Raw genomic sequence first — 19,143 nt, 5'->3', positions numbered from 1 at the left:
CGGGTTCGCAACAGCGGTGCCCTGATTTCCCGACGACCCTTGTAAGAGGTACGGGCGCTGCCTGCACACTGGGGCCCATGAGCGAATGGCCCCAGGGACGGTCGAACGACAACCGCGGCGACCGGTACGGACGCGGTAGCGCAAGCGCGCAGCCTGAGGGCGCCCGCGTGATGCGCCAGGTGCGGCGCGGAGAGCAGTCGGCGCCGCCGTACGGCGGGCCGCAGCAGGGCGGCGGCTACGCCGGCGTCCCGCAGCAGCCGGCGTACGGCAACGACTACGACGACGGCTCCGGGTACGACAGCGGCTACAACACCGGCCATGTCTACGGCGGCGGCCCCGGGGGCGGAGGACCCGGCGGCAGCCGTGAGCGCGGGCCGCGGCCGGCTCCGAACTGGCGCAAGCGGATCAAGTGGACCGCGATCGTCGTCCTGAGCGTGCTCATCGTCACATCGGTGTCGACCTATTTCTGGGCCGACTCCAAGCTGCACAGGGACGTCGACCTGTCGAAGGTCATCGACCGTCCGTCGGCCGGTTCCGGCACCAACTATCTGATCGTGGGTTCCGACAGCCGCAAGGGCATGTCGGACGACGAGAAGAAGAAGCTGCACACGGGGTCGGCCGAGGGCCAGCGCACCGACTCGATGATGATCCTGCACGTCGGCGACAACGGCGACACGCTCGTCTCCCTGCCCCGCGACTCCGACGTGGAGATCCCCTCGTACCAGGGGTCCACGTCCGGCAAGGTCTACCAGGGCACCGGCCGGCACACGAAGCTGAACGCGGCCTACGCCGAGGACGGCCCGACCCTGCTCGTGCGCACGGTCGAGTTCAACACCGGACTGCGCATAGACCACTACGTGGAGATCGGCTTCGCCGGCTTCGCGGACATCGTGGACGCGGTCGGCGGGGTCACGATCGACATCGACAAGGGCTTCAAGGACAAGTACTCGGGCGCCGACTTCAAGGCGGGCAAGCAGACCCTGAACGGCGAGCAGGCCCTCGCCTTCGTCCGCACCCGGCACGCCTTCGCCGCGTCCGACCTCCAGCGCACCAAGAACCAGCAGAAGTTCCTGGCGGCCCTGGCCCACCAGGTGGCCACTCCCTCGACGGTCCTGAACCCGTTCAAGCTCTACCCGACCCTCGGCGCGGGCCTGGACTCCCTGACCGTCGACAAGGACATGAGCCTGTGGGACCTGGCGTCGATGTTCTTCGCGATGAAGGACGTCAACGGCGGCGACGGCACCTCGATGAACATGCCGGTCTCCGGTTCGACGGGCGGCAACCTCGTCTGGGACAAGGCGAAGGTCAAGACCCTGGTCGACGAGCTGAAGAACGACCAGAAGGTCACCGTCACCGGAAACTGACACCGGCCGTACGCGGTTCCAGGGGCACCCCCGTGGGTGCCCCTGACGCCGTTTCAGCGGGGTGTCACATGGACGCGCCCGCCATCGCGCGGCACATCTCGGCGCAGCGGCGACACGCGTCCGCGCAGCGCTTCAGCTGCGGATCGTCGGGCATGGACATACACGCCTCGACGCACATGTCGCAGGCCTTGGCGCACATCGCGCACATCTCGGCGGAGAGCGGCGAGCGCCGCATCATCATGTCGGCGCACATCCGGGTCATCTCGGAGCAGTCCATCAGCGCGCGCATGATCCGCATGTGGGCCTGGCCGGCCTCCATGGACATGCAGGAGCTGAGGGTCTCCTCGCACATCGTGTGGGTGGCCATGCACGCGTTGACGCACTCCTGCATCTGCTTGGTCATGGCCGTCATGGGTCCGGTCTGGGTCATGGCTCCTCCAGGGGGGTGGGGGGAAGGGCCCGGGGCAGGCCCCGTTCGTCTTCGTTCCTAAGCCCGACCCATCGGTAGCGCCATTCGGCGGCGGAACCGGAAAAGGCGCCCCGCAGGGCGCCTTCCGGGTGGATTCCCCGCGGAGTTACGGCAGGTTCCGCGCCATCACGATCCGCTGGACCTGGTTGGTGCCCTCGTAGATCTGCGTGATCTTGGCGTCACGCATCATGCGCTCGACCGGGTAGTCGCGGGTGTAGCCGTAGCCGCCGAGGAGCTGGACGGCGTCCGTGGTGACCTCCATCGCGGTGTCGGAGGCGAAGCACTTCGCCGCCGCGCCCTGGAAGGTGAGGTCGGCGTCGCCGCGCTCGGAGGCGGCCGCGGCCTGGTAGGTGAGTGCGCGGGCCGCCGCGATCTTCATGGCCATGTCGGCGAGCATGAACTGGATGCCCTGGAAGTCGCCGATCGGCTTGCCGAACTGCTTGCGCTCCTGGACGTAGCCCTTGGCGTAGTCGAGGGCGCCCTGCGCGACACCGAGGGCCTGGGCGGCGATGGTGATGCGGGTGTGGTCCAGGGTCTTCATCGCCGTGGCGAAGCCGGTGCCCTCGGCGCCGATCATGCGGTCGGCGGGGATGCGGACGTTGTCGAAGTAGACCTCGCGGGTCGGCGAGCCCTTGATGCCGAGCTTCTTCTCCGGGGCGCCGAAGGAGACGCCCTCGTCCGACTTCTCCACCACGAAGGCGGAGATGCCCTTGGAGCGCTTGTCGGGGTCGGTGACGGCCATCACCGTGTAGTACTCGGAGACGCCGGCGTTGGTGATCCAGCGCTTCACGCCGTTGAGGACGTAGTGGTCGCCGTCGCGGACCGCCTTCGTCCGCATGCCGGCCGCGTCGGAGCCCGCCTCCGGCTCGGAGAGGGCGTACGAGAACATCGCGTCGCCCTTGGCCAGCGGCGCCAGGTACTTCTTCTTCAGGTCCTCGGAGCCGGAGAGGACCACCGGGAGCGAGCCCAGCTTGTTCACGGCCGGGATCAGAGAGGAGGAGACGCAGGCGCGGGCCACCTCCTCGATCACGATGACGGTGGCGAGCGCGTCCGCGCCGGCGCCGCCGTACTCCTCGGGGACGTGCACGGCGTGCAGGTCGTTGGCGACCAGCGCGTCGAGCGCCTCCTGCGGGAAGCGGGCCTCCTCGTCCACCGCGGCCGCGTACGGGGCGATCTTCGCCTCGACCAGCGCGCGGACGACGTCGCGGAGCATGTCGTGCTCCTCGGACGGGCGGTACAGGTCGAAGTCAGCCGATCCGGCCAAGGTCCCTCACTCCAGACGCAGTGGTGCTGACGCTAATTACTGTTAAGTAACTCAAAGTTTAGAGCGCGGCCCACGGAACGGTGACGTGAGGTACGCGACAGCGGGAAAGTTGCCCGCGACAGGGCCCGGTTATGCTCGGCCCCGCAGCAGCATCCACGTCCCCGAGCTGGAGCATTCCATGAGCCTCAAGATCACTGTGATCGGCACCGGTTACCTCGGCGCCACGCATGCCGCGGCCATGGCGGAACTCGGCTTCGAGGTGCTCGGCCTCGACGTCGTACCGGAGAAGATCGCCATGCTGGAGCGCGGCGAGACCCCCATGTACGAGCCCGGCCTCGACGAGTTGCTGCGCCGGCACGTGGCGGGCTTCGAGGGCTCCAGCGGGCGGCTGCGGTTCACCACCGACTGGGCCGAGGTGGGCGCGTTCGGCGACGTCCACTTCGTCTGCGTGAACACGCCGCAGAAGCACGGCGAGTACGCCTGCGACATGTCCTACGTCGACTCCGCGATCGCCTCGCTGGCCCCGCACCTCACCCGGCCCGCGCTGGTGGTCGGCAAGTCGACCGTGCCGGTCGGTTCGGCGGAGCGGCTCGCCGCCTACCTCGCCGAGAACGCGCCCGCGGGCGCCGACGCCGAACTCGCCTGGAACCCGGAGTTCCTGCGGGAGGGTTTCGCCGTCCAGGACACCCTGCACCCCGACCGGATCGTGGTCGGCGTGCGCGGGGAGCGGGCCGAGAAGGTGCTGCGCGAGGTGTACGCGACGCCGGTGGGCGAGGGCACGCCGTTCGTGGTGACCGACTTCCCGACGGCCGAGCTGGTGAAGACGTCCGCGAACTCCTTCCTGGCGACCAAGATCTCCTTCATCAACGCGATGGCCGAGGTGTGCGAGGCCGCGGGCGGCGACGTGGCCAAGCTGGCCGAGGCGATCGGGCACGACGACCGGATCGGGAAGAAGTTCCTGCGCGCCGGGATCGGCTTCGGCGGCGGCTGCCTGCCCAAGGACATCCGCGCGTTCATGGCGCGCGCCGGCGAGCTGGGCGCCGACCAGGCGCTGACGTTCCTGCGGGAGATCGACTCGATCAACATGCGGCGCCGGGGCCAGATGGTCGAGATGGCCCGGGAGGCGCTGGGGAGCGGGTCGTTCCTCGGGAAGCGGGTCGCGGTGCTCGGCGCCGCCTTCAAGCCGGACTCGGACGACGTCCGTGACTCGCCGGCGCTGAACGTCGCCGGCCAGATCCATCTGCAGGGCGGTCAGGTGACGGTGTACGACCCGAAGGGCATGGACAACGCCCGGCGGCTGTTCCCGACGCTCGGCTACGCGAAGACCGCGCTGGAGGCCGTACGGGGGGCGCATGTGGTGCTGCACCTCACCGAGTGGCGGGAGTTCCGGGAGCTGGACCCGGCGGCGCTGGGTGCGGTGGCCTCGGCGAAGGTGATCCTCGACGGGCGCAACGCGCTGGAGCCGGAGGCCTGGCGGCGGGCCGGGTGGACGTACCGCGCGATGGGGCGTCCGACCGCTTAGGGCCCGTACCGCGGAGGTCCGGGCGACACCGGTTCGGCCGAGGCTCAGTCGGCCGAACCGGTGTCTCGTCGCATTCTGCACCACGCGGCACAGGTGCGGCCGTCGAACGTCCGGTGCCTTACCTGTCCTTGGCCCGGTACCGGCGCATCTTCGCGCGCGCCCCGCACACCTCCATCGAGCACCAGCGGCCGCGGCCCGCCGGGCTGCGGTCGTAGTACGCCCAGTGGCAGGTGGCGGCCTCGCACGCCTTGAGGCGGGTCCAGGCGCCCTCGACCAGGGCCGCGGCGATCGCGGCGGCGACGCGGGAGACCAGCGGGCCCTCGTCGGCGGCGGCGAGGGCGGCCGAGCCGTCGGCCGGGTCCACCGCGACCCGCAACGGCGCGTCGGCGAGCAGGTCGCCCAGCGGGATGACCGCCCGGTGGGGCGGGTGGCCGGCGTGGGCGAGGAGCGTGGCGCGCAGCGACTCGCGGAGCACGCGCGCCGCCGGGACCGTGTCCTCGGTGACGCCGAGGCGCGCCCTGCCGTCCGGCGTGTCGAGCGCGTCGGCGCCGGACTCCAGGTCGAGCGTGTTCACCAGCGCCTCGACCAGCGCCAGGCCGCCCGGCGCCGGCGATCTCTCACTCATCCGTGCTGGCCACCCTTTCCCATTCCCTTGCGAGGTTACCTCCACTGCGGGAGTATGCGGTAACGGTGACCGGTTGCCTGGCTCTACGGGTAACGGGTGACCGGCAACGACAAGCGACTCGGATTCCTAGGAGGAAGTCATGGCTCTCGCCAAGCTCGGTGCCGTCGTCCTGGACTGCCCCGACCCCTCCGCGCTCGCCGGCTTCTACGCCGGCGTGCTGGGCGGCAGCGTCGAGGGGGACGGGGAGTGGGTGGACCTGACGGTGCCCGGCGGCCAGGTGCTGGCCTTCCAGCGGGCGCCCGGTTTCGTGCCGCCCCAGTGGCCCGCGCCCGACGACTCCCAGCAGTTCCACCTGGACCTGACGGTGGACGACCTGGACGCGGCCGAGAAGAGCGTGCTGGAGTCGGGTGCCAGGCCGCTGGACACGGCGGACCGGGACCGTACGTTCCGGGTGTACGCCGACCCGGCGGGGCACCCGTTCTGTCTCTGTGCCTGCTGACCCGGGAGGAACCGTGGCGATCGTCGCCCGTCTGCGCAACGTAGTTCTCGACTGTCCCGACCCGCTCGCGCTGGCCCGCTTCTACGCCGCCGTGGCCGGGGGCACCCCGGTGGCGGAGGACGACGAGTGGGTCGTCCTCCAGGTGCCGGACGGGCCGCGGCTCGGCTTCCAGCGGGTGGCGGGTCACACGCCGCCCGAGTGGCCGCGGGCGGACCGCAACGGCCAGCAGCTCCATCTCGACTTCGACGCGGGGCCGTCCTGGGCGGACGTCGACGCGGCCCACGAGAAGGTGCTGGCGCTCGGGGCCCGGCCGCTGGACCTGGAGGACCGGGAGAAGAAGGACTTCCAGGTGTACGCCGACCCGGCGGGACATCCCTTCTGCCTGTGCCGGATCCCCTGACCACCTCGTGGGACCGCCCGTGGGGCCGGCCGGCCGGGGTCATGCCTCTCATGCCTCCGGATCGGCCGGTCTGCCCGGGATCGGCTCGCGGCGGCGCTGGGAGGCGCGGGCGGTGAAATCGGCGCTGCGCAGCACCCGCTGAACGTTTCCCCAGGTCAGAAGGGACAGCTCGGTCTCGGACCAGCTTCGCCTGAGGAGTTCGGCGATCAGGTGCGGGTAGCGGGAGACGTCGGCGAGGTCGCGGGGGTGGGCGGCGCCGGTGTCGTAGCTGCCGGACAGCGCGACGCACTCGGGGCCGGCCACGATGCGGACGTGGTCGAGATGGTCGGCGACGTCCTGCACGCCCGGCCCGGACTGCTCGGCGGTCAGCGGCACCATGCACAGGCCCCGCTGCTCGCCGAGCTGCGCGAGCAGCGCGTCGGAGAGGTTGGCCGGGTGCGGCCGTACGGCGGCCGCGGCGGAGCGGGTGCACAGGACCGGCGTCTTGGACAGGGCGAGCACCCGGGCGAGGACGGCCTCGGGGGCGCCGGACAGGTCGGCGAGCACGCCGAGCCGGTTCAGCTCGCGGACCACTTCCTCGCCGAACCGGGTCAGCCCCTCCCGGTCCGCCCAGCCGGCGCCGGCCAGCGAGAGGACGCGGAGGCCGAGGGAGTTCAGGACCCGCAGGATGCCGAGCGAGTCGTGGATGGCGGCGGCGGGGGCCGGGCCGAGCACCACGGCGACCCGGCCGCAGTGGCGGGCGTCGATGATCTGCCCGGCGGTGCGCACCAGCCGGAGGCCCTCGGGATGCGTCTCGACCACCCGGCGCACCAGGTCCAGCTGCTCCAGGGTGGCCCCCACGGCCCGGTCGCCGTGCTCCGGGTCCGGCAGGTCGAGCGACCAGAACAGCGCGCCCACGTGCCCCTCGCGCAGCCGCGGCACGTCCGTGTCCACGGCCGCCTCGCCCAGCTCCAGGTCGTACCAGGGCAGCGGTCCCAGCGCCCGCGGCAGCCCGCTGTAGCCGTCCGCGACCGGGTACGCGTCCAGCAGGACGTGGGCCTGTGCCAGGAACTCGGTGTCGGACACCACGGGGAACGGGTCGTACGGGAGGCTGTCGTCCTCGCCGACCTCGGTCGTGGTGGGAACGTCGTGGAGGTCGGCCATTGCGGGCTCCGTACGTCGTCGTGAGCTACGTCGTGATGGGGCTGTAGCCCACCGTCGCACGGCCGACCGGGAGGGTTCCTGGTGGACGGGGCGTTCGGGGGTACGACCGGGGGCGGGGCGGCCGGTGTGCCGGTCCGCCCCGCCCCCGGGTACCGTCAGCCGTCCAGGTCGGCGATCGTCGCGTTCGACGGCCCCCGGGTGTTCTGGAGGTCCCGGGCCACGTCCTCCGCGGCGCCCAGGACGCGGACCGCGTTCTGCCAGGTGAGCTTGGCCAGGTCGGCGCGTGACCAGCCGCGGTCGAGGAGCTCGGCGATGAGGTTGGGGTAGCCGGAGACGTCGTTCAGGCCGTCCGGGGTGAAGGCGGTGCCGTCGTAGTCGCCGCCGATGCCGATGTGGTCGACGCCGGCGGTCTCGCGCATGTGGTCGAGGTGGTCGGCGACCGTGGCGGTCGTCGCGACCGGCCGGGGGTGGCTCTCCTCGAAGGCGCGGTGGATCTTCATCGCGTCCTCGCCGGTGTCCAGGTGGTGGAAACCGTGCGCGCGCATGTTGTCGTCGGCCGCCGCCGTCCAGTCGACCGCCGCCTGCAGCACGAACTTGGGCACGAACGTCACCATGGCCACGCCGCCGTTGGCGGGGAGGCGTTCGAGGACGTCGTCCGGGATGTTGCGCGGGTGGTCGCAGACGGCACGGGCGGAGGAGTGCGAGAAGATCACCGGCGCGGCCGTGGTGTCCAGGGCCGCGCGCATGGTCGCCGGGGCCACGTGGGAGAGGTCCACCAGCATGCCCAGGCGGTTCATCTCCCGGACCACCTCGCGGCCGAAGGCGGACAGGCCGCCCACCTTCGGCTCGTCCGTCGCCGAGTCCGCCCAGTCGTTGTTGTCGTTGTGGGTGAGCGTCATGTAGCGCACGCCCAGCTCGTACAGGGCGCGCAGGGTGCCCAGCGAGTTGTCGATGGAGTGGCCGCCCTCCGCGCCCATGAGGGACGCGATCCTGCCCTCGGCGCGTGCCGCCTCCATGTCGGCGGCGGTCAGCGCGGCCCGCAGGTCGCCCGGGTAACGGGCGATCAGCTGCCGTACGCAGTCGATCTGTTCGAGGGTGGCGGGGACCGCGCCCGGCAGGTCCGAGCGGACGTACACCGACCAGAACTGGGCCCCCACCCCGCCCTCGCGCAGGCGCGGGATGTCGGTGTGCAGGTGCGCGTTCTGGTGCGCGGCGATGTCACGGGCGCCGAGGTCGTAGCGGACCTGCTCGCGCAGCGCGTACGGCAGGTCGTTGTGCCCGTCGACCACCGGGAACTCGCGCAGCAGGGACCGGGCTTCGTCGGATGAGGTCATTGCGTATTGCTTCCCGGTGTCCTACTTGCCGAAGCCGAAGCTGTTCGAACCGCTGTCGACCTTGGACCGCAGGCGCTTGCCCTTCTCGGTCGCCTGGTCGTTGAGGTCCTGCTGGAAGTCCCGCATCCGCTGCAGCAGCTCCTCGTCGTGCGTGGCGAGGATGCGGGCGGCCAGCAGGCCCGCGTTGCGGGCGCCGGCGACCGAGACCGTGGCGACCGGGACGCCGGCCGGCATCTGCACGATCGACAGCAGGCTGTCCATGCCGTCCAGGTACTTCAGCGGGACCGGTACGCCGATGACCGGCAGCGGGGTGACGGAGGCGAGCATGCCCGGGAGGTGGGCCGCTCCCCCGGCACCGGCGATGATCACCTTCAGCCCGCGCTCCGCCGCCCGCTCGCCGTACGTCACCATCTCGCGCGGCATGCGGTGGGCCGAGACGACGTCGACCTCGTACCCGATCTCGAACTCGTCGAGGGCCTTGGCGGCGGCTTCCATGACGGGCCAGTCGGAGTCCGAACCCATGACGATGCCAACAACGGGGCTCATTCGGTGATCGTGCCTCTCAGGTAGCCGGCAGCGTGACGTGCGCGTTCGAGAACGTCGTCCAGGTCGTCGCCGTAGGTGTTGACATGACCGACCTTGCGGCCGGGCTTCACGTCCTTGCCGTACATGTGGATCTTCAGTCTGGGGTCGCGGGCCATGCAGTGCAGGTACGCGGAGTACATGTCGGGGTAGTCGCCGCCGAGGACGTTGACCATGACCGTCCACTTCGCGCGCGGGCGCGGGTCGCCGAGGGGGAGGTCCAGGACCGCGCGGACGTGGTTGGCGAACTGGCTGGTGATCGCGCCGTCCTGGGACCAGTGGCCGGAGTTGTGCGGGCGCATCGCCAGTTCGTTGACGAGGATGCGGCCGTCGCGGGTCTGGAACAGCTCGACGGCGAGGTGGCCGACGACGCCCAGTTCCTTGGCGATCCGCAGCGCCATCTCCTCGGCCCGCAGGGCGAGGTCCTCGTCCAGGTCGGGCGCGGGCGCGATCACGGTGTCGCAGACGCCGTTCACCTGCCGGGACTCGACCACCGGGTAGGCGACGGCCTGGCCGTGCGGGGAGCGCACGACGTTGGCGGCGAGTTCGCGGACGTAGTCGACCTTCTCCTCGGCGAGGACGGGCACCCCGGCCCGGAACGGGTCGGAGGCCTCCTCCGCCGTCTCGACGACCCACACGCCCTTGCCGTCGTAGCCGCCGCGGACCGTCTTGAGGACGACGGGGAAGCCGTCGCCCTCGGCCGCGAACCGGACCACGTCCTCCGGGTCGGCCACGATCCGGTGGCGCGGGCAGGGGATGCCGATCGCGTCGAGCCGCGCGCGCATCACGCCCTTGTCCTGGGCGTGCACCAGAGCCTCGGGGCCGGGGCGCACGGGGATGCCGTCCGCCTCCAGGGCCCGCAGGTGCTCGGTGGGCACGTGCTCGTGGTCGAAGGTGATCACGTCGCAGCCGCGCGCGAACGCGCGCAGCGTCTCCAGGTCGCGGTAGTCGCCGATGACGACATCGCTCACGACCTGGGCCGCGGAATCCTGGGGAGTGTCACTGAGGAGCTTGAACCTGATGCCCAACGGGATGCCCGCTTCGTGCGTCATACGCGCGAGCTGGCCCCCGCCGACCATGCCGACTACCGGGAACGTCACACCCCCAGGGTATCGGCCACGCCGGCCTGGCCGGATCCGGCGGTCGCGACCAGGGCTCTTACCGGCCGCTTCGCCGCCTCTTGACCCGCTTTTCCGGTGTTCTTTCCAAGCTGTTCCCGACCTGTGTCGCCATCCACGGGCATGGGACATACTGGATCGTTAGCATGGCTGGGTCGCCAATACCTACGGACGGGAGCCCGCACAACCATGGAACGTGGTTCCTCGGGGCTGCAACGGCTCGTACGCGAAGCCGCCAAGTTCGGCGCCGTCGGCGGCGCCGGCATTCTCGTCAATCTCGGCGTCTTCAACCTGGTCAGGCACCTCACCGAGCTTCCGGTGGTACGGGCGAGCGTGATAGCCACGGTCGTCGCCATCGTCTTCAACTACCTGGGCTTCCGCTACTGGACGTACCGGGACCGTGACAAGGGCGGCCGCACCAAGGAACTCACCCTGTTCCTGCTGTTCAGCGCGGTGGGCCTGGTGATCGAGAACGGTCTGCTGTACCTGGCGACCTACGGCTTCGGCTGGGACAGCCCGCTGCAGAGCAACGTCTTCAAGTTCGTCGGCATCGGGGTGGCGACCCTGTTCCGCTTCTGGTCGTACCGCACCTGGGTGTTCAAGGCGCTGCCGGCCCGGGAGACGGTCGCCGACGCCGAGGCGATCCTGGAGCGGGCCGCCGACTCCCGGGAGCCGCAGCCCCGGCAGCGGGTCTTCTGACGGCCGGGGCGCGCGGCGGACGGGACCTTCGCAGCGCGCCCTAGCGGACCGTCGGGCGGCCGTCGTCGGACGGCTTGTGGGCCGGCGGGGTGCGGGACAGGAAGAGGCCGAACACCGGCGGCTGGGCCTGGAGCAGTTCCAGTCGGCCGCCGTCGGCCTCCGCGAGGTCACGGGCGACCGCCAGGCCGATCCCGGTGGAGTTGCGGCCGCTGATCGTCCGCTCGAAGATCCGGTTGCCGAGGTCGGCGGGGACTCCGGAGCCCTCGTCGGTCACCTCCACGACCGCCTGGTTGCCGGTGACCCGGGTGCGCAGGGCGACCGTGCCGCCGCCGTGCATCAGCGAGTTCTCGATCAGCGCGGCCAGCACCTGCGCGACCGCGCCGGGCGTGCCCACCGCCCGCAGATGCCGCTTGCCCGAGCTGACGATCGCCCGGCCCGAGCTGCGGTAGGCGGGCCGCCACTCGGCGAGCTGCTGCTGGATGACCTCGTCCAGGTCGAAGGAGACGGCGGAGCCGGTACGCGGGTCGCGGGAGTTCGTCAGCAGCCGCTCCACGACGTCCGTCAGCCGCTCCACCTGCGTGAGCGCCACGTTCGCCTCCTCCTTCACGATGTCCGGGTCGTCGGTGAGGGTGATCTCCTCCAGACGCATGGACAGGGCGGTGAGGGGCGTGCGCAGCTGGTGGGAGGCGTCCGCGGCCAGCCGCCGCTCGGCGGTGAGCATCCGTCCGATCCGCTCGGCGGAGGAGTCCAGCACGTCGGCGACCCGGTCCAGCTCCGGGACGCCGTAGCGCTTGTGGCGAGGGCGCGGATCACCGGAGCCGAGCCGCTCGGCGGTCTCGGCGAGGTCGGTGAGCGGGGAGGCGAGCCGGTTGGCCTGCCGGATGGCGAGCAGCACGGCGGCGATCACGGCGAGCAGCGCGACGGCCCCGATGATCAGCAGCGTACGGCCGACCTCCCGGGTGACCGTGGAGCGCGGCTCCTGGACGGTGACCCGCTCGCCCTCCTCGCCGTTCACCGTGGAGTGGATGACGTCGCCCTCGGGCCGGGTGCCCAGCTCGATCGCCGCCTTGCCCGGGATCCGGATGACGGCGTACTGGTCCTTGCCGACCTGGCTGTGCAGTATCTCGGCGGTGACGTTCTCGTCCCCGAGGATGCGGCTGTCGACGATGCTGGCGAGCCGGAGCGCCTCGGAGTCGACGCGTTCCTGCGCGCTGTTGCTGATGGTCCGCGACTCGACGATCACGAGGGACACGCCGAACACCGCGATGACGACCAGGACGACGGCGAGGGTGGACTGGATCAGACGACGACGCACTGGACTCTCCGGGAAACGGCCACGTCAGCGCCCTGGAAAGGGCGCGACCTAGCTCTTCTCGAAACGGAACCCGACACCACGCACCGTAGCGATGTACCGCGGGTTCGCCGCGTCGTCGCCGAGCTTCTTGCGCAGCCACGAGATGTGCATGTCGAGCGTCTTGGTCGACGACCACCACGTGGTGTCCCAGACCTCGCGCATCAGCTGGTCACGGGTGACGACCCGGCCGGCGTCCCGCACCAGCACCCGCAGCAGGTCGAACTCCTTCGCGGTGAGCTGGAGTTCCTCGTCGCCCATCCAGGCCCGGTGCGACTCGACGTCGATCCGCACACCGTGCGTGGCCGGCGGCTGCGCGGGCTCGGCGGCACCGCGGCGGAGCAGCGCCCGGACCCGGGCGAGCAGTTCGGCGAGCCGGAAGGGCTTGGTGACGTAGTCGTCGGCGCCCGCGTCCAGACCGACGACGGTGTCCACCTCGTCGGCGCGCGCGGTCAGGATGAGGATCGGTACGGCGTGGCCCTCGGCCCGCAGCCGGCGCGCGACCTCCAGGCCGTCCATTCCGGGCAGGCCCAGGTCGAGCACGACCAGGTCGATGCCGCCCTGCATTCCGGCGTCGAGTGCGGTGGGGCCGTCCTCGCGCACCTCGACCTCGTAACCTTCCCGTCGCAGTGCGCGGGCCAGCGGCTCCGAAATGGACGCGTCGTCCTCGGCGAGCAGTACACGGGTCATGAGGTGATGGTAGTCCGACTACGCGCTGTGCCGGGGTGTGATCGGCACCAGGGATTCTTACCTTGGGGCACAGTGGTACGAACCTGTGGGCGAGAGGTGAGACGGTAGGAGGGGCCTTCGAATGCGGGCGCGCGGTTCCCCCGACACCTGTGATCCGTGTCTCAAGTCCTTCCATATACGGCAGTGTCCTGACGTACAGTGACGTGAACGCCTCTAGTACACCCGGGGACCTTTGGTGGGCTTCTTGACACTGAAGGTCTCTTTTGTGTGCGGGTCGGCCCTGGCCGGCCTCGAAAGGAATGACCTCTGGCCGGGCTCCGGACGCGACGCAGCGTCACGGAGTGTGGATCCCGGTGGTCGCCGTCCACCGCTCCGTGACCCGGGGCGGACTCTCCCCGGGCGTGGGGTGGACGGTCCGACCCGCCGGTGCCGGCCGCACCCCCCACCGGGCGCGCACAGCCCCACCGCGCGTCCCGACCAGCAAGGAACGACCATGGCGTCCAGCCTGACGAAGGACTCGGTCCGACCGGGCACCCCCGGTTCCGAGAAGACCTTCTTCGGCCACCCCCGCGGACTGGCCACTCTCTTCATGACCGAGATGTGGGAGCGTTTCTCCTACTACGGCATGAAGGCCCTGCTCCCGCTGTACCTGGTCGCTCCCGGCGGCCTGCACATGAGCGCGGCCACGGCGACGGCGATCTACTCGGTGTACCTGTCGCTCGTGTACCTGCTCGCCCTGCCGGGCGGCTGGTTCGCCGACCGTGTGCTCGGTCCCCGCAAGACGGTCGCCGTCGCGGGCACGATCATCATGCTCGGCCACCTGACGCTGGCGCTGCCCAGCGCCGGTACGTTCTTCGCCGGTCTCGGCCTGGTCGCCATAGGCTCAGGCCTGCTGAAGGCCAACATCTCCACGATGGTCGGTCACCTGTACGGCGGCCCGGACGACCCGCGCCGTGACGGTGGCTTCACGCTCTTCTACATCGGCATCAACCTGGGTGCCTTCGCCGCGCCGCTGATCATCGGCACCGTCGGCGAGAACTACAACTGGCACCTCGGCTTCGCGCTGGCCGCGCTCGGCATGGCGCTGGGCCTGATCCAGTTCCTGCTCGGCACGCGTCACCTCAGCTCGCGTTCGGACATCGTCCCGACGCCGCTGTCCGCCGCGGAGAAGAAGGCGACGCTGACGAAGGCCGGCATCTGGGCCGCCGTCGCCGCGGTCTTCTACATCGTGGTCGGCGTCTCCGGCGTCTACACGCTGAACTGGCTGCTGGTGCCGATCACGATCGCCGGTCTGCTGATCCCGGTCGTCGTCATCGCCCGCATCAAGCGCGACAAGGACCTGGACCGCGCCGAGCAGTCCAAGATGAGCGCCTACATCTGGTTCTTCGTGGCCGCCGCCGTCTTCTGGATGATCTACGACCAGGGCGGTTCGACCGTCTCCCTGTTCGCCGACGCGTCCGCGAAGAACACGATCTTCGGCTGGAACTTCCCGGTCTCCTGGTACCAGTCCGTCAACCCGGTCATGATCATGGCGTTCGCGCCGGTCTTCGCCTGGGCCTGGCTGGCGATGGCGCGGCGCGGCAAGGAGCCGAGCACGGCCGTGAAGTTCGCCGGCGGCCTGGTGCTGATCGGTGCCTCGTTCTTCCTGTTCCTCGCGCCGCTGTCGATCGCCGACGGCGGTCACAAGGCCGCGGCGATGTGGCTGGTCGGGATCTACTTCGTGCAGACCGTGGGCGAGCTGATGCTCTCTCCGGTGGGTCTGTCCGTGACGACGAAGATGGCGCCGGCGAAGTACGCCTCCCAGATGATGGGTGTGTGGTTCCTCGCGGTCACCGCGGGCGACGCGACGACCGGTCTGCTGTCCATCGCGGGGGTCGACCTGAACAAGACGGGGATCGTCGCGTTCCAGGCGGCGCTGGCGGTGCTCGCCGGTGCGGCGGTGTTCATGTACCGCAAGAAGGTCCGCGAGCTCATGGGCGACGTCCACTGACAGTCTTCTGACGGAGGGCCACCGCATTCCTCGGAATGGGGTGGCCCTCGTCGTGTCCCGCCCGACGGCAGGTGGGGGTCGCTCGCGCGGTTCCTCCCCCGTGCCTTCGGCCGGGGGCAGCCCCAGCGCCCCTAGGGCATCACCTCGTCCTCTTCCGCGGCATGAAGGTGAAGACGGCGCCGCCCAGGAGGATCGCCGTGCCCGCCACCAGGCCCAGTGCCTTCACCGCGCCGTTGCTGGTGTCGCCGGTCTCCGCGAGGCCGCCGCTGCCGCTCGAACCGCCCGCCGAGCCGCCGGACGTCGACGAACCCCCCGACGCCCCGCCCGCCTGCTCGGTGGTGTCCAGGGTCAGGGAGACCTCGGACCTGGTCGGCGTGCAGGTGGTCGTCGTACCGAGGGCGTCGACCGTCAGGACGCCCGGCGAGAGCGTCGACGTGCCGCTCGCGCCCGGTTTGTACGTGCCCGTCAGGTCCGGGATCTCGATCGGGTCGCCTGACTTGATCGCGGCCGAGTTGGCCGGGCCCGCCACGTGGACCGTGCCCTTGTCGGCGCCGCCCAGGACCACCTCCATCGACGGCTTCACCGAGTCCGCCGGGATGTCCGCGGGGCTGTCCATCACCGATCCGTCGAACTTCACGGTGAGGTCGAAGCTGCCGCCGTTCTTCTTCGCGTCGATCCGCACCGGCGAGGTCGCGTTCTTGTCGCCGATGGGCGTCTTGCAGGCGTAGGGGACCTGGACCTCCTTGCCGGTGAAGTCGGTCTGGCCGGTGCCGTCGGAGGACGAGGCGGACGGCGACGGGGACGCGGACGGCGGCGGCGAGTCGGAGGGGCTCGCCGGGGCCGACGGGGAGGCCGAGCCGGTGCCGGTCGGGGTCGGCGACCCGCTGGAACCGGCGCCGGTCACCTCGATCGTCGCCGCCTTCGGCACGGTCGCCGACGGCGTGCACACGGTGTCCGTGCCGAACGCGTTGACCTTGTAGCCGTCCGGGGTGAGCGTCACCTCGCCGGGCGAGGTGAGTTTCAGCGTGCCGGTCATGTCGGACAGCACCATGTCGCCGCCCTTGGGGATCGCCGGGTTCTCGCGCGGACCCTGCAGGGCGATGTCGGCGGTCTGCGCGCCGGCCGCCTTGAGCGTGCCGGACGGCTGGACCGAGTTCGCGGGCAGGTCGATGATGTCCGGGTTCTTGGACGCGGCCTGCACGAACTTCCAGGTGATGTCCACCGTGTCGCCGACCTTCGCGGTGGCGGGCGCGGTGATCTCCACCTTCGTGGTGCCGTCGACGGGGTCGGCGACCCCGGCGGGCGGCACGCAGTGGGTCGCGAACGACACCTCGGCGGCCTGCGCCGTCCCGGCGGCCGCGCCCAGCAGCAGGCCCGCCCCGCCCAGGACCAGCGCGGCCGCGGCCGCACCCGCTCCGGCCGGTGTCACTCTCCTTCGCATGCTCACGTGGTTCCCTTCCTGGTGGGAGTCGTGGGACTCGTGGAACTGCCGTCGTGCGGTGCGGAGAGCCGGCCGGCCGCCGTGCCCGGGTCGCTGTCCGGGGTGAACCACGGCAGGGTCGAGGTCGTGTCGGGCGCGGGCTGCGGCGTGCGCAGCCGCGGCAGGCGCAGGGCCGGGCGGGGTACGCCACGGTGCCGGATGCCGCCGGCGCGGGGCGGCCGTACCCGGTCCACCACCGCAATGCCGATGCGGAAGACGGCGGCCGGCACGACCACGCAGAGCAGGATCCAGAACAGGGTCACGCCCCAGGGACGGCCGACGCCCCAGGGCTGCTCGGCCAGGACCTTGCCGTCGTACCGGAGGGAGACGGTGTAGTCGCCGTGCGCGCCGGCCGAGAGTTCGACGGGCAGCTCGACCCGCGCCTTCTTGCCGGGGGCGAGGGTGCCCCGCCACTGCTGTTCGTCCCACTGCGGGGCGAACACGCCGTGCGCGGTGCCGACTTGGAAGACGGGATCCCTGAGGGTGCCGGAGCCCGCGTTGCCGATGGTGAAGACGAGGGTGCGGGAGGGCGGTGCGCCGAACCAGGTCAGCAGGCCCGAGGAGCCGTCGAGGCGGGTGTCGGTGAGCATGGCGAGGCGTCCGCCGGCGGGTTCGGCGGGCAGTGCCTTCACCGGGTGCCCGGCGACCTGGAAGACGGCGTCCGCGTCGGCCTTCTGGCCGGTCACGGTGGCCACGTGCACCACGCAGGGGCAGGGCACCGGCGGTTCGCTGACGGGCAGTCGCCTGTCGAAGCCGCCGTGCGCGTCGGTGGTGACGGCCCGTCCGTCGGCGTTGGCGCAGGAGTTGGTGCCGCCGATCACGCCCCGGGCCGGGGTGGCCTGGCCGCAGATCAGGATCATCAGCAGGGTGTGCGGCCGCCAGCCGGTCCCGCTGACGGTGATCGAGCCGCCGGTGCCGGCCTGCGGTTCGGAAACCTTGACGGCCGGTCCGGCGGCGGCCGCGGCCAGGGGCACGAGGAGCAGCGCGAGCACCGCCGCCAGCGCCGTCGATATCGCGATCGCACGCGCTCTCACCGGGCCGCTCCCGTCAACTCGGCTTCCTCGGAAAGGGGTTCGCTCACGCACCCGCGACGGCGGGCCCGCAGGCGTACGGCCGTCACGGCGACGGCGACGGCCGACGCACCCGCGGCGCCCGCGACCGCGCCCCGGGGCACGAACCGCGCCCGGGTGCCGGCCGTGTCGTGCGCGCCGCCCGCCGCCGTCGCCGTCAGCCGGACGTCGACCGCGTCCAGGGCGGGGTGGTCCGGCCAGGGCTCGCTGAGTTCGGTGCGGCTGCCCGGGGCGAGGCGGACCGGGAGGGTGCGCGGAGCCCGGTCGAGGAGGTCGCGGCCGAGGACGCCCTCCGCGTGCACCGCAAGCTGCGGCACGAGCACGGTCGTCCCCCGGTTGACCAGTTCGTAGCCGATGCGGTCGCCGTGGACGCTCACGTGCTCGACGGTCAGCGCGGTCAGGGCGGGGCCGCCGACGCGCAGCCGGACCCGGACGGTGGCGGTGCGGCCGTCGGCGTCCTCGGCGACGAGCGTGCCGGGGCGGTCGCCCGGGGCGGCACCGGCCGGGACGGTCACCGTGAAGGGGACGTCGGCCCGGGTGCGGGCGGGCACCCGGACGTCCGGGGCGGCGAAGACGACGGGGACGCCGGTGCCGGACAGCCGTACCGTGACCGGGTGCCCGGCGCGGTTGGTCACCGACAGGGTGTCCTGGAGGACGGATCCGGGGGCGCCCTCGGCGTAGAAGGACGGGCGGCCGCCGCCGGACGGCGCGACCGACCAGCTCCCGGCCGCCGCCGCGGGCGCGGCGGCGGCGAGCAGGGCCGGCACGGCGAGGCCGAGCACACGGAGGGCGGACTGGGCGGACGGCATGGGCGGCTCCAGCGGTCGGACCCTGCGGGTCAGCGGCGTACGGGCTGGTTCCGCCGGGTCAGCCACAGGGCGCCGGCCGCGCCCGCGAGCAGCACGGTGCCGCCGAGGGTGCCGAGCGCGACGAACGAGTCCTCGGGGCCGGTCTTCGGGAGGGTGCCCGCCGAGTCGGCGCCGGAGCCGGAGCCGGTGGTGCCGCCGCCGGCGGCGGTCACGTCCAGGTTCAGCGACGGGCCCGGGTTGTTGCCCGGGGTGCAGGTCGTCGTCGTGCCGAGCGCCTTGATGGTGAGGACGCCCGCCGTGAACGTCACCTTGCCGGTCTTCTTCGGCGTGTAGGTGCCGCTCAGGTCGTTGATCTTGATGGGGGTGTTGGCGGGGATCGCGGCCTGGTTGGGCGAGCCGGTCACGTTCAGGGTCCCGCTGTCGGCGCCGCCGAGCTTGATGGTGGCGCTCGGGCTCATCGCGCCCTTGCCCAGCTCGACGGGGCTGGAGGAGACCCCCTTCTGCCAGGACATCGTGATCTTGTAGCCGCTGCCGCTCCTGACGCCCTTGATGTCGATCGGGGAGACGGCGCTCTTGTTGCCGATCGGCGTCTTGCAGGCGTAGTCGACGTCGACGACGGTGGCGTGCGCCGCCGGGGCGGCGAGCAGCACCGCCGAGCCGGCCAGGGCCGCGGCGGACGCGAGCACGGCGGTGCGTTTCGGGTACGACGACACGGTCGGTCCACCCCATTCGCT

At 71.5% G+C, this 19,143-nt stretch carries 19 protein-coding genes; 6 read left to right on the top strand and 13 right to left on the bottom strand.

The annotated features are described in order from the left end of the window. Positions 1–77 precede the first annotated feature (77 nt). A complete protein-coding gene (locus ACIQOE_RS29390; RefSeq protein WP_365576115.1) occupies positions 78–1,364 on the top strand; it encodes an LCP family protein in 1,287 nt (428 codons plus the stop codon). A gap of 64 nt (positions 1,365–1,428) precedes the next feature. Here ACIQOE_RS29390 and ACIQOE_RS29385 read toward each other — a convergent pair whose 3' ends face one another. Further along, on the bottom strand, positions 1,429–1,794 hold the full coding sequence (locus ACIQOE_RS29385; protein ID WP_351329192.1) for a four-helix bundle copper-binding protein: 366 nt from the start codon (positions 1,792–1,794) through the stop codon (positions 1,429–1,431). A gap of 145 nt (positions 1,795–1,939) precedes the next feature. Next, positions 1,940–3,097 carry an acyl-CoA dehydrogenase gene (locus tag ACIQOE_RS29380; RefSeq protein WP_351935578.1) on the bottom strand — a complete coding sequence of 386 codons (1,158 nt, stop codon included), beginning with the start codon at positions 3,095–3,097 and terminating at the stop codon, positions 1,940–1,942. A 178-nt stretch (positions 3,098–3,275) separates the two neighbouring features. On the opposite strand from ACIQOE_RS29380, the gene ACIQOE_RS29375 reads away from it, so the two are divergent. Next, positions 3,276–4,619 (top strand): UDP-glucose/GDP-mannose dehydrogenase family protein, encoded by a 1,344-nt coding sequence (locus ACIQOE_RS29375; protein ID WP_351320789.1) that lies wholly within the window; start codon positions 3,276–3,278, stop codon positions 4,617–4,619. 118 nt (positions 4,620–4,737) lie between these two features. Here ACIQOE_RS29375 and ACIQOE_RS29370 read toward each other — a convergent pair whose 3' ends face one another. Further along, positions 4,738–5,244, bottom strand: a complete 507-nt coding sequence (locus ACIQOE_RS29370) for a CGNR zinc finger domain-containing protein (protein ID WP_351320791.1) — start codon at positions 5,242–5,244, stop codon at positions 4,738–4,740. Positions 5,245–5,383: 139 nt separating this feature from the next. On the opposite strand from ACIQOE_RS29370, the gene ACIQOE_RS29365 reads away from it, so the two are divergent. After that, positions 5,384–5,743 carry a VOC family protein gene (locus tag ACIQOE_RS29365; protein ID WP_351320793.1) on the top strand — a complete coding sequence of 120 codons (360 nt, stop codon included), beginning with the start codon at positions 5,384–5,386 and terminating at the stop codon, positions 5,741–5,743. 13 nt (positions 5,744–5,756) lie between these two features. After that, positions 5,757–6,143 carry a VOC family protein gene (locus tag ACIQOE_RS29360; RefSeq protein WP_351320795.1) on the top strand — a complete coding sequence of 129 codons (387 nt, stop codon included), beginning with the start codon at positions 5,757–5,759 and terminating at the stop codon, positions 6,141–6,143. A 48-nt stretch (positions 6,144–6,191) separates the two neighbouring features. Here ACIQOE_RS29360 and ACIQOE_RS29355 read toward each other — a convergent pair whose 3' ends face one another. The 4 genes from ACIQOE_RS29355 to ACIQOE_RS29340 all read right to left on the bottom strand — a co-directional run bounded on the left by ACIQOE_RS29355 (position 6,192) and on the right by ACIQOE_RS29340 (position 10,302). Next, positions 6,192–7,286, bottom strand: a complete 1,095-nt coding sequence (locus ACIQOE_RS29355) for a dipeptidase (protein ID WP_365565226.1) — start codon at positions 7,284–7,286, stop codon at positions 6,192–6,194. A 155-nt stretch (positions 7,287–7,441) separates the two neighbouring features. Further along, a complete protein-coding gene (locus tag ACIQOE_RS29350; RefSeq protein ID WP_365565229.1) occupies positions 7,442–8,620 on the bottom strand; it encodes a dipeptidase in 1,179 nt (392 codons plus the stop codon). Positions 8,621–8,641: 21 nt separating this feature from the next. Then, positions 8,642–9,166, bottom strand: a complete 525-nt coding sequence (gene purE, locus ACIQOE_RS29345; protein ID WP_351935584.1) for a 5-(carboxyamino)imidazole ribonucleotide mutase — start codon at positions 9,164–9,166, stop codon at positions 8,642–8,644. Next, positions 9,163–10,302 carry a 5-(carboxyamino)imidazole ribonucleotide synthase gene (locus tag ACIQOE_RS29340; protein WP_362181380.1) on the bottom strand — a complete coding sequence of 380 codons (1,140 nt, stop codon included), beginning with the start codon at positions 10,300–10,302 and terminating at the stop codon, positions 9,163–9,165. Before ACIQOE_RS29340 ends, purE begins: the two co-directional genes overlap by 4 nt. Positions 10,303–10,509: 207 nt before the next feature. Between ACIQOE_RS29340 and ACIQOE_RS29335 the strand changes: the two genes are divergently transcribed. Continuing rightward, positions 10,510–11,019: a GtrA family protein gene (locus tag ACIQOE_RS29335; protein ID WP_351320805.1), complete on the top strand. Its 510-nt coding sequence runs from the start codon at positions 10,510–10,512 to the stop codon at positions 11,017–11,019. Between the two features lie 40 nt (positions 11,020–11,059). Here ACIQOE_RS29335 and ACIQOE_RS29330 read toward each other — a convergent pair whose 3' ends face one another. Together ACIQOE_RS29330 and ACIQOE_RS29325 are read right to left on the bottom strand one after the other, a co-directional pair. Continuing rightward, positions 11,060–12,334 (bottom strand): ATP-binding protein, encoded by a 1,275-nt coding sequence (locus ACIQOE_RS29330; protein ID WP_351320807.1) that lies wholly within the window; start codon positions 12,332–12,334, stop codon positions 11,060–11,062. Positions 12,335–12,382: 48 nt separating this feature from the next. Continuing rightward, positions 12,383–13,060: a response regulator transcription factor gene (locus ACIQOE_RS29325; protein WP_007382513.1), complete on the bottom strand. Its 678-nt coding sequence runs from the start codon at positions 13,058–13,060 to the stop codon at positions 12,383–12,385. 493 nt (positions 13,061–13,553) lie between these two features. Here ACIQOE_RS29325 and ACIQOE_RS29320 point away from each other — a divergent pair, with 493 nt between their 5' ends. Further along, entirely contained in the window at positions 13,554–15,050 is a 1,497-nt protein-coding gene (locus tag ACIQOE_RS29320; RefSeq protein WP_351320810.1) for an oligopeptide:H+ symporter, read from the top strand. A 139-nt stretch (positions 15,051–15,189) separates the two neighbouring features. Here the strand turns inward: ACIQOE_RS29320 and ACIQOE_RS29315 are convergent, their stop codons facing one another. From ACIQOE_RS29315 to ACIQOE_RS29300, 4 genes are read right to left on the bottom strand one after another with little or no spacing between them, the layout of a single operon-like run. Beyond that, on the bottom strand, positions 15,190–16,491 hold the full coding sequence (locus tag ACIQOE_RS29315; protein ID WP_401414702.1) for a hypothetical protein: 1,302 nt from the start codon (positions 16,489–16,491) through the stop codon (positions 15,190–15,192). Between the two features lie 2 nt (positions 16,492–16,493). Then, a complete protein-coding gene (locus ACIQOE_RS29310; protein ID WP_401414700.1) occupies positions 16,494–17,564 on the bottom strand; it encodes a hypothetical protein in 1,071 nt (356 codons plus the stop codon). Beyond that, entirely contained in the window at positions 17,561–18,409 is an 849-nt protein-coding gene (locus tag ACIQOE_RS29305) for a hypothetical protein (RefSeq protein ID WP_401414698.1), read from the bottom strand. The genes ACIQOE_RS29310 and ACIQOE_RS29305 overlap by 4 nt, the downstream gene beginning before the upstream one ends. Before the next feature lie 29 nt (positions 18,410–18,438). Next, complete coding sequence (locus ACIQOE_RS29300; protein WP_401414696.1) at positions 18,439–19,122, bottom strand: LPXTG cell wall anchor domain-containing protein; 684 nt, start codon at positions 19,120–19,122, stop codon at positions 18,439–18,441. Positions 19,123–19,143: the final 21 nt, after the last annotated feature.

This window comes from Streptomyces sp. NPDC091282 (genome assembly GCF_044757385.1).
In the GTDB taxonomy this organism is placed as follows: Bacteria; Actinomycetota; Actinomycetes; order Streptomycetales; family Streptomycetaceae; genus Streptomyces; species Streptomyces gramineus.
This window is presented reverse-complemented; position numbering and strand designations above follow the sequence as displayed.

Coding starts and splice junctions, on each gene's coding strand:
- ACIQOE_RS29390 (WP_365576115.1), top strand. CDS start 78: ATGAGCGAATGGCCCCAGGGACGGTCGAACGACAACCGCGGCGACCGG.
- ACIQOE_RS29385 (WP_351329192.1), bottom strand. CDS start 1,794: ATGACCCAGACCGGACCCATGACGGCCATGACCAAGCAGATGCAGGAG.
- ACIQOE_RS29375 (WP_351320789.1), top strand. CDS start 3,276: ATGAGCCTCAAGATCACTGTGATCGGCACCGGTTACCTCGGCGCCACG.
- ACIQOE_RS29370 (WP_351320791.1), bottom strand. CDS start 5,244: ATGAGTGAGAGATCGCCGGCGCCGGGCGGCCTGGCGCTGGTCGAGGCG.
- ACIQOE_RS29365 (WP_351320793.1), top strand. CDS start 5,384: ATGGCTCTCGCCAAGCTCGGTGCCGTCGTCCTGGACTGCCCCGACCCC.
- ACIQOE_RS29355 (WP_365565226.1), bottom strand. CDS start 7,286: ATGGCCGACCTCCACGACGTTCCCACCACGACCGAGGTCGGCGAGGAC.
- ACIQOE_RS29350 (WP_365565229.1), bottom strand. CDS start 8,620: ATGACCTCATCCGACGAAGCCCGGTCCCTGCTGCGCGAGTTCCCGGTG.
- purE (WP_351935584.1), bottom strand. CDS start 9,166: ATGAGCCCCGTTGTTGGCATCGTCATGGGTTCGGACTCCGACTGGCCC.
- ACIQOE_RS29335 (WP_351320805.1), top strand. CDS start 10,510: ATGGAACGTGGTTCCTCGGGGCTGCAACGGCTCGTACGCGAAGCCGCC.
- ACIQOE_RS29325 (WP_007382513.1), bottom strand. CDS start 13,060: ATGACCCGTGTACTGCTCGCCGAGGACGACGCGTCCATTTCGGAGCCG.
- ACIQOE_RS29320 (WP_351320810.1), top strand. CDS start 13,554: ATGGCGTCCAGCCTGACGAAGGACTCGGTCCGACCGGGCACCCCCGGT.
- ACIQOE_RS29315 (WP_401414702.1), bottom strand. CDS start 16,491: ATGCGAAGGAGAGTGACACCGGCCGGAGCGGGTGCGGCCGCGGCCGCG.
- ACIQOE_RS29305 (WP_401414698.1), bottom strand. CDS start 18,409: ATGCCGTCCGCCCAGTCCGCCCTCCGTGTGCTCGGCCTCGCCGTGCCG.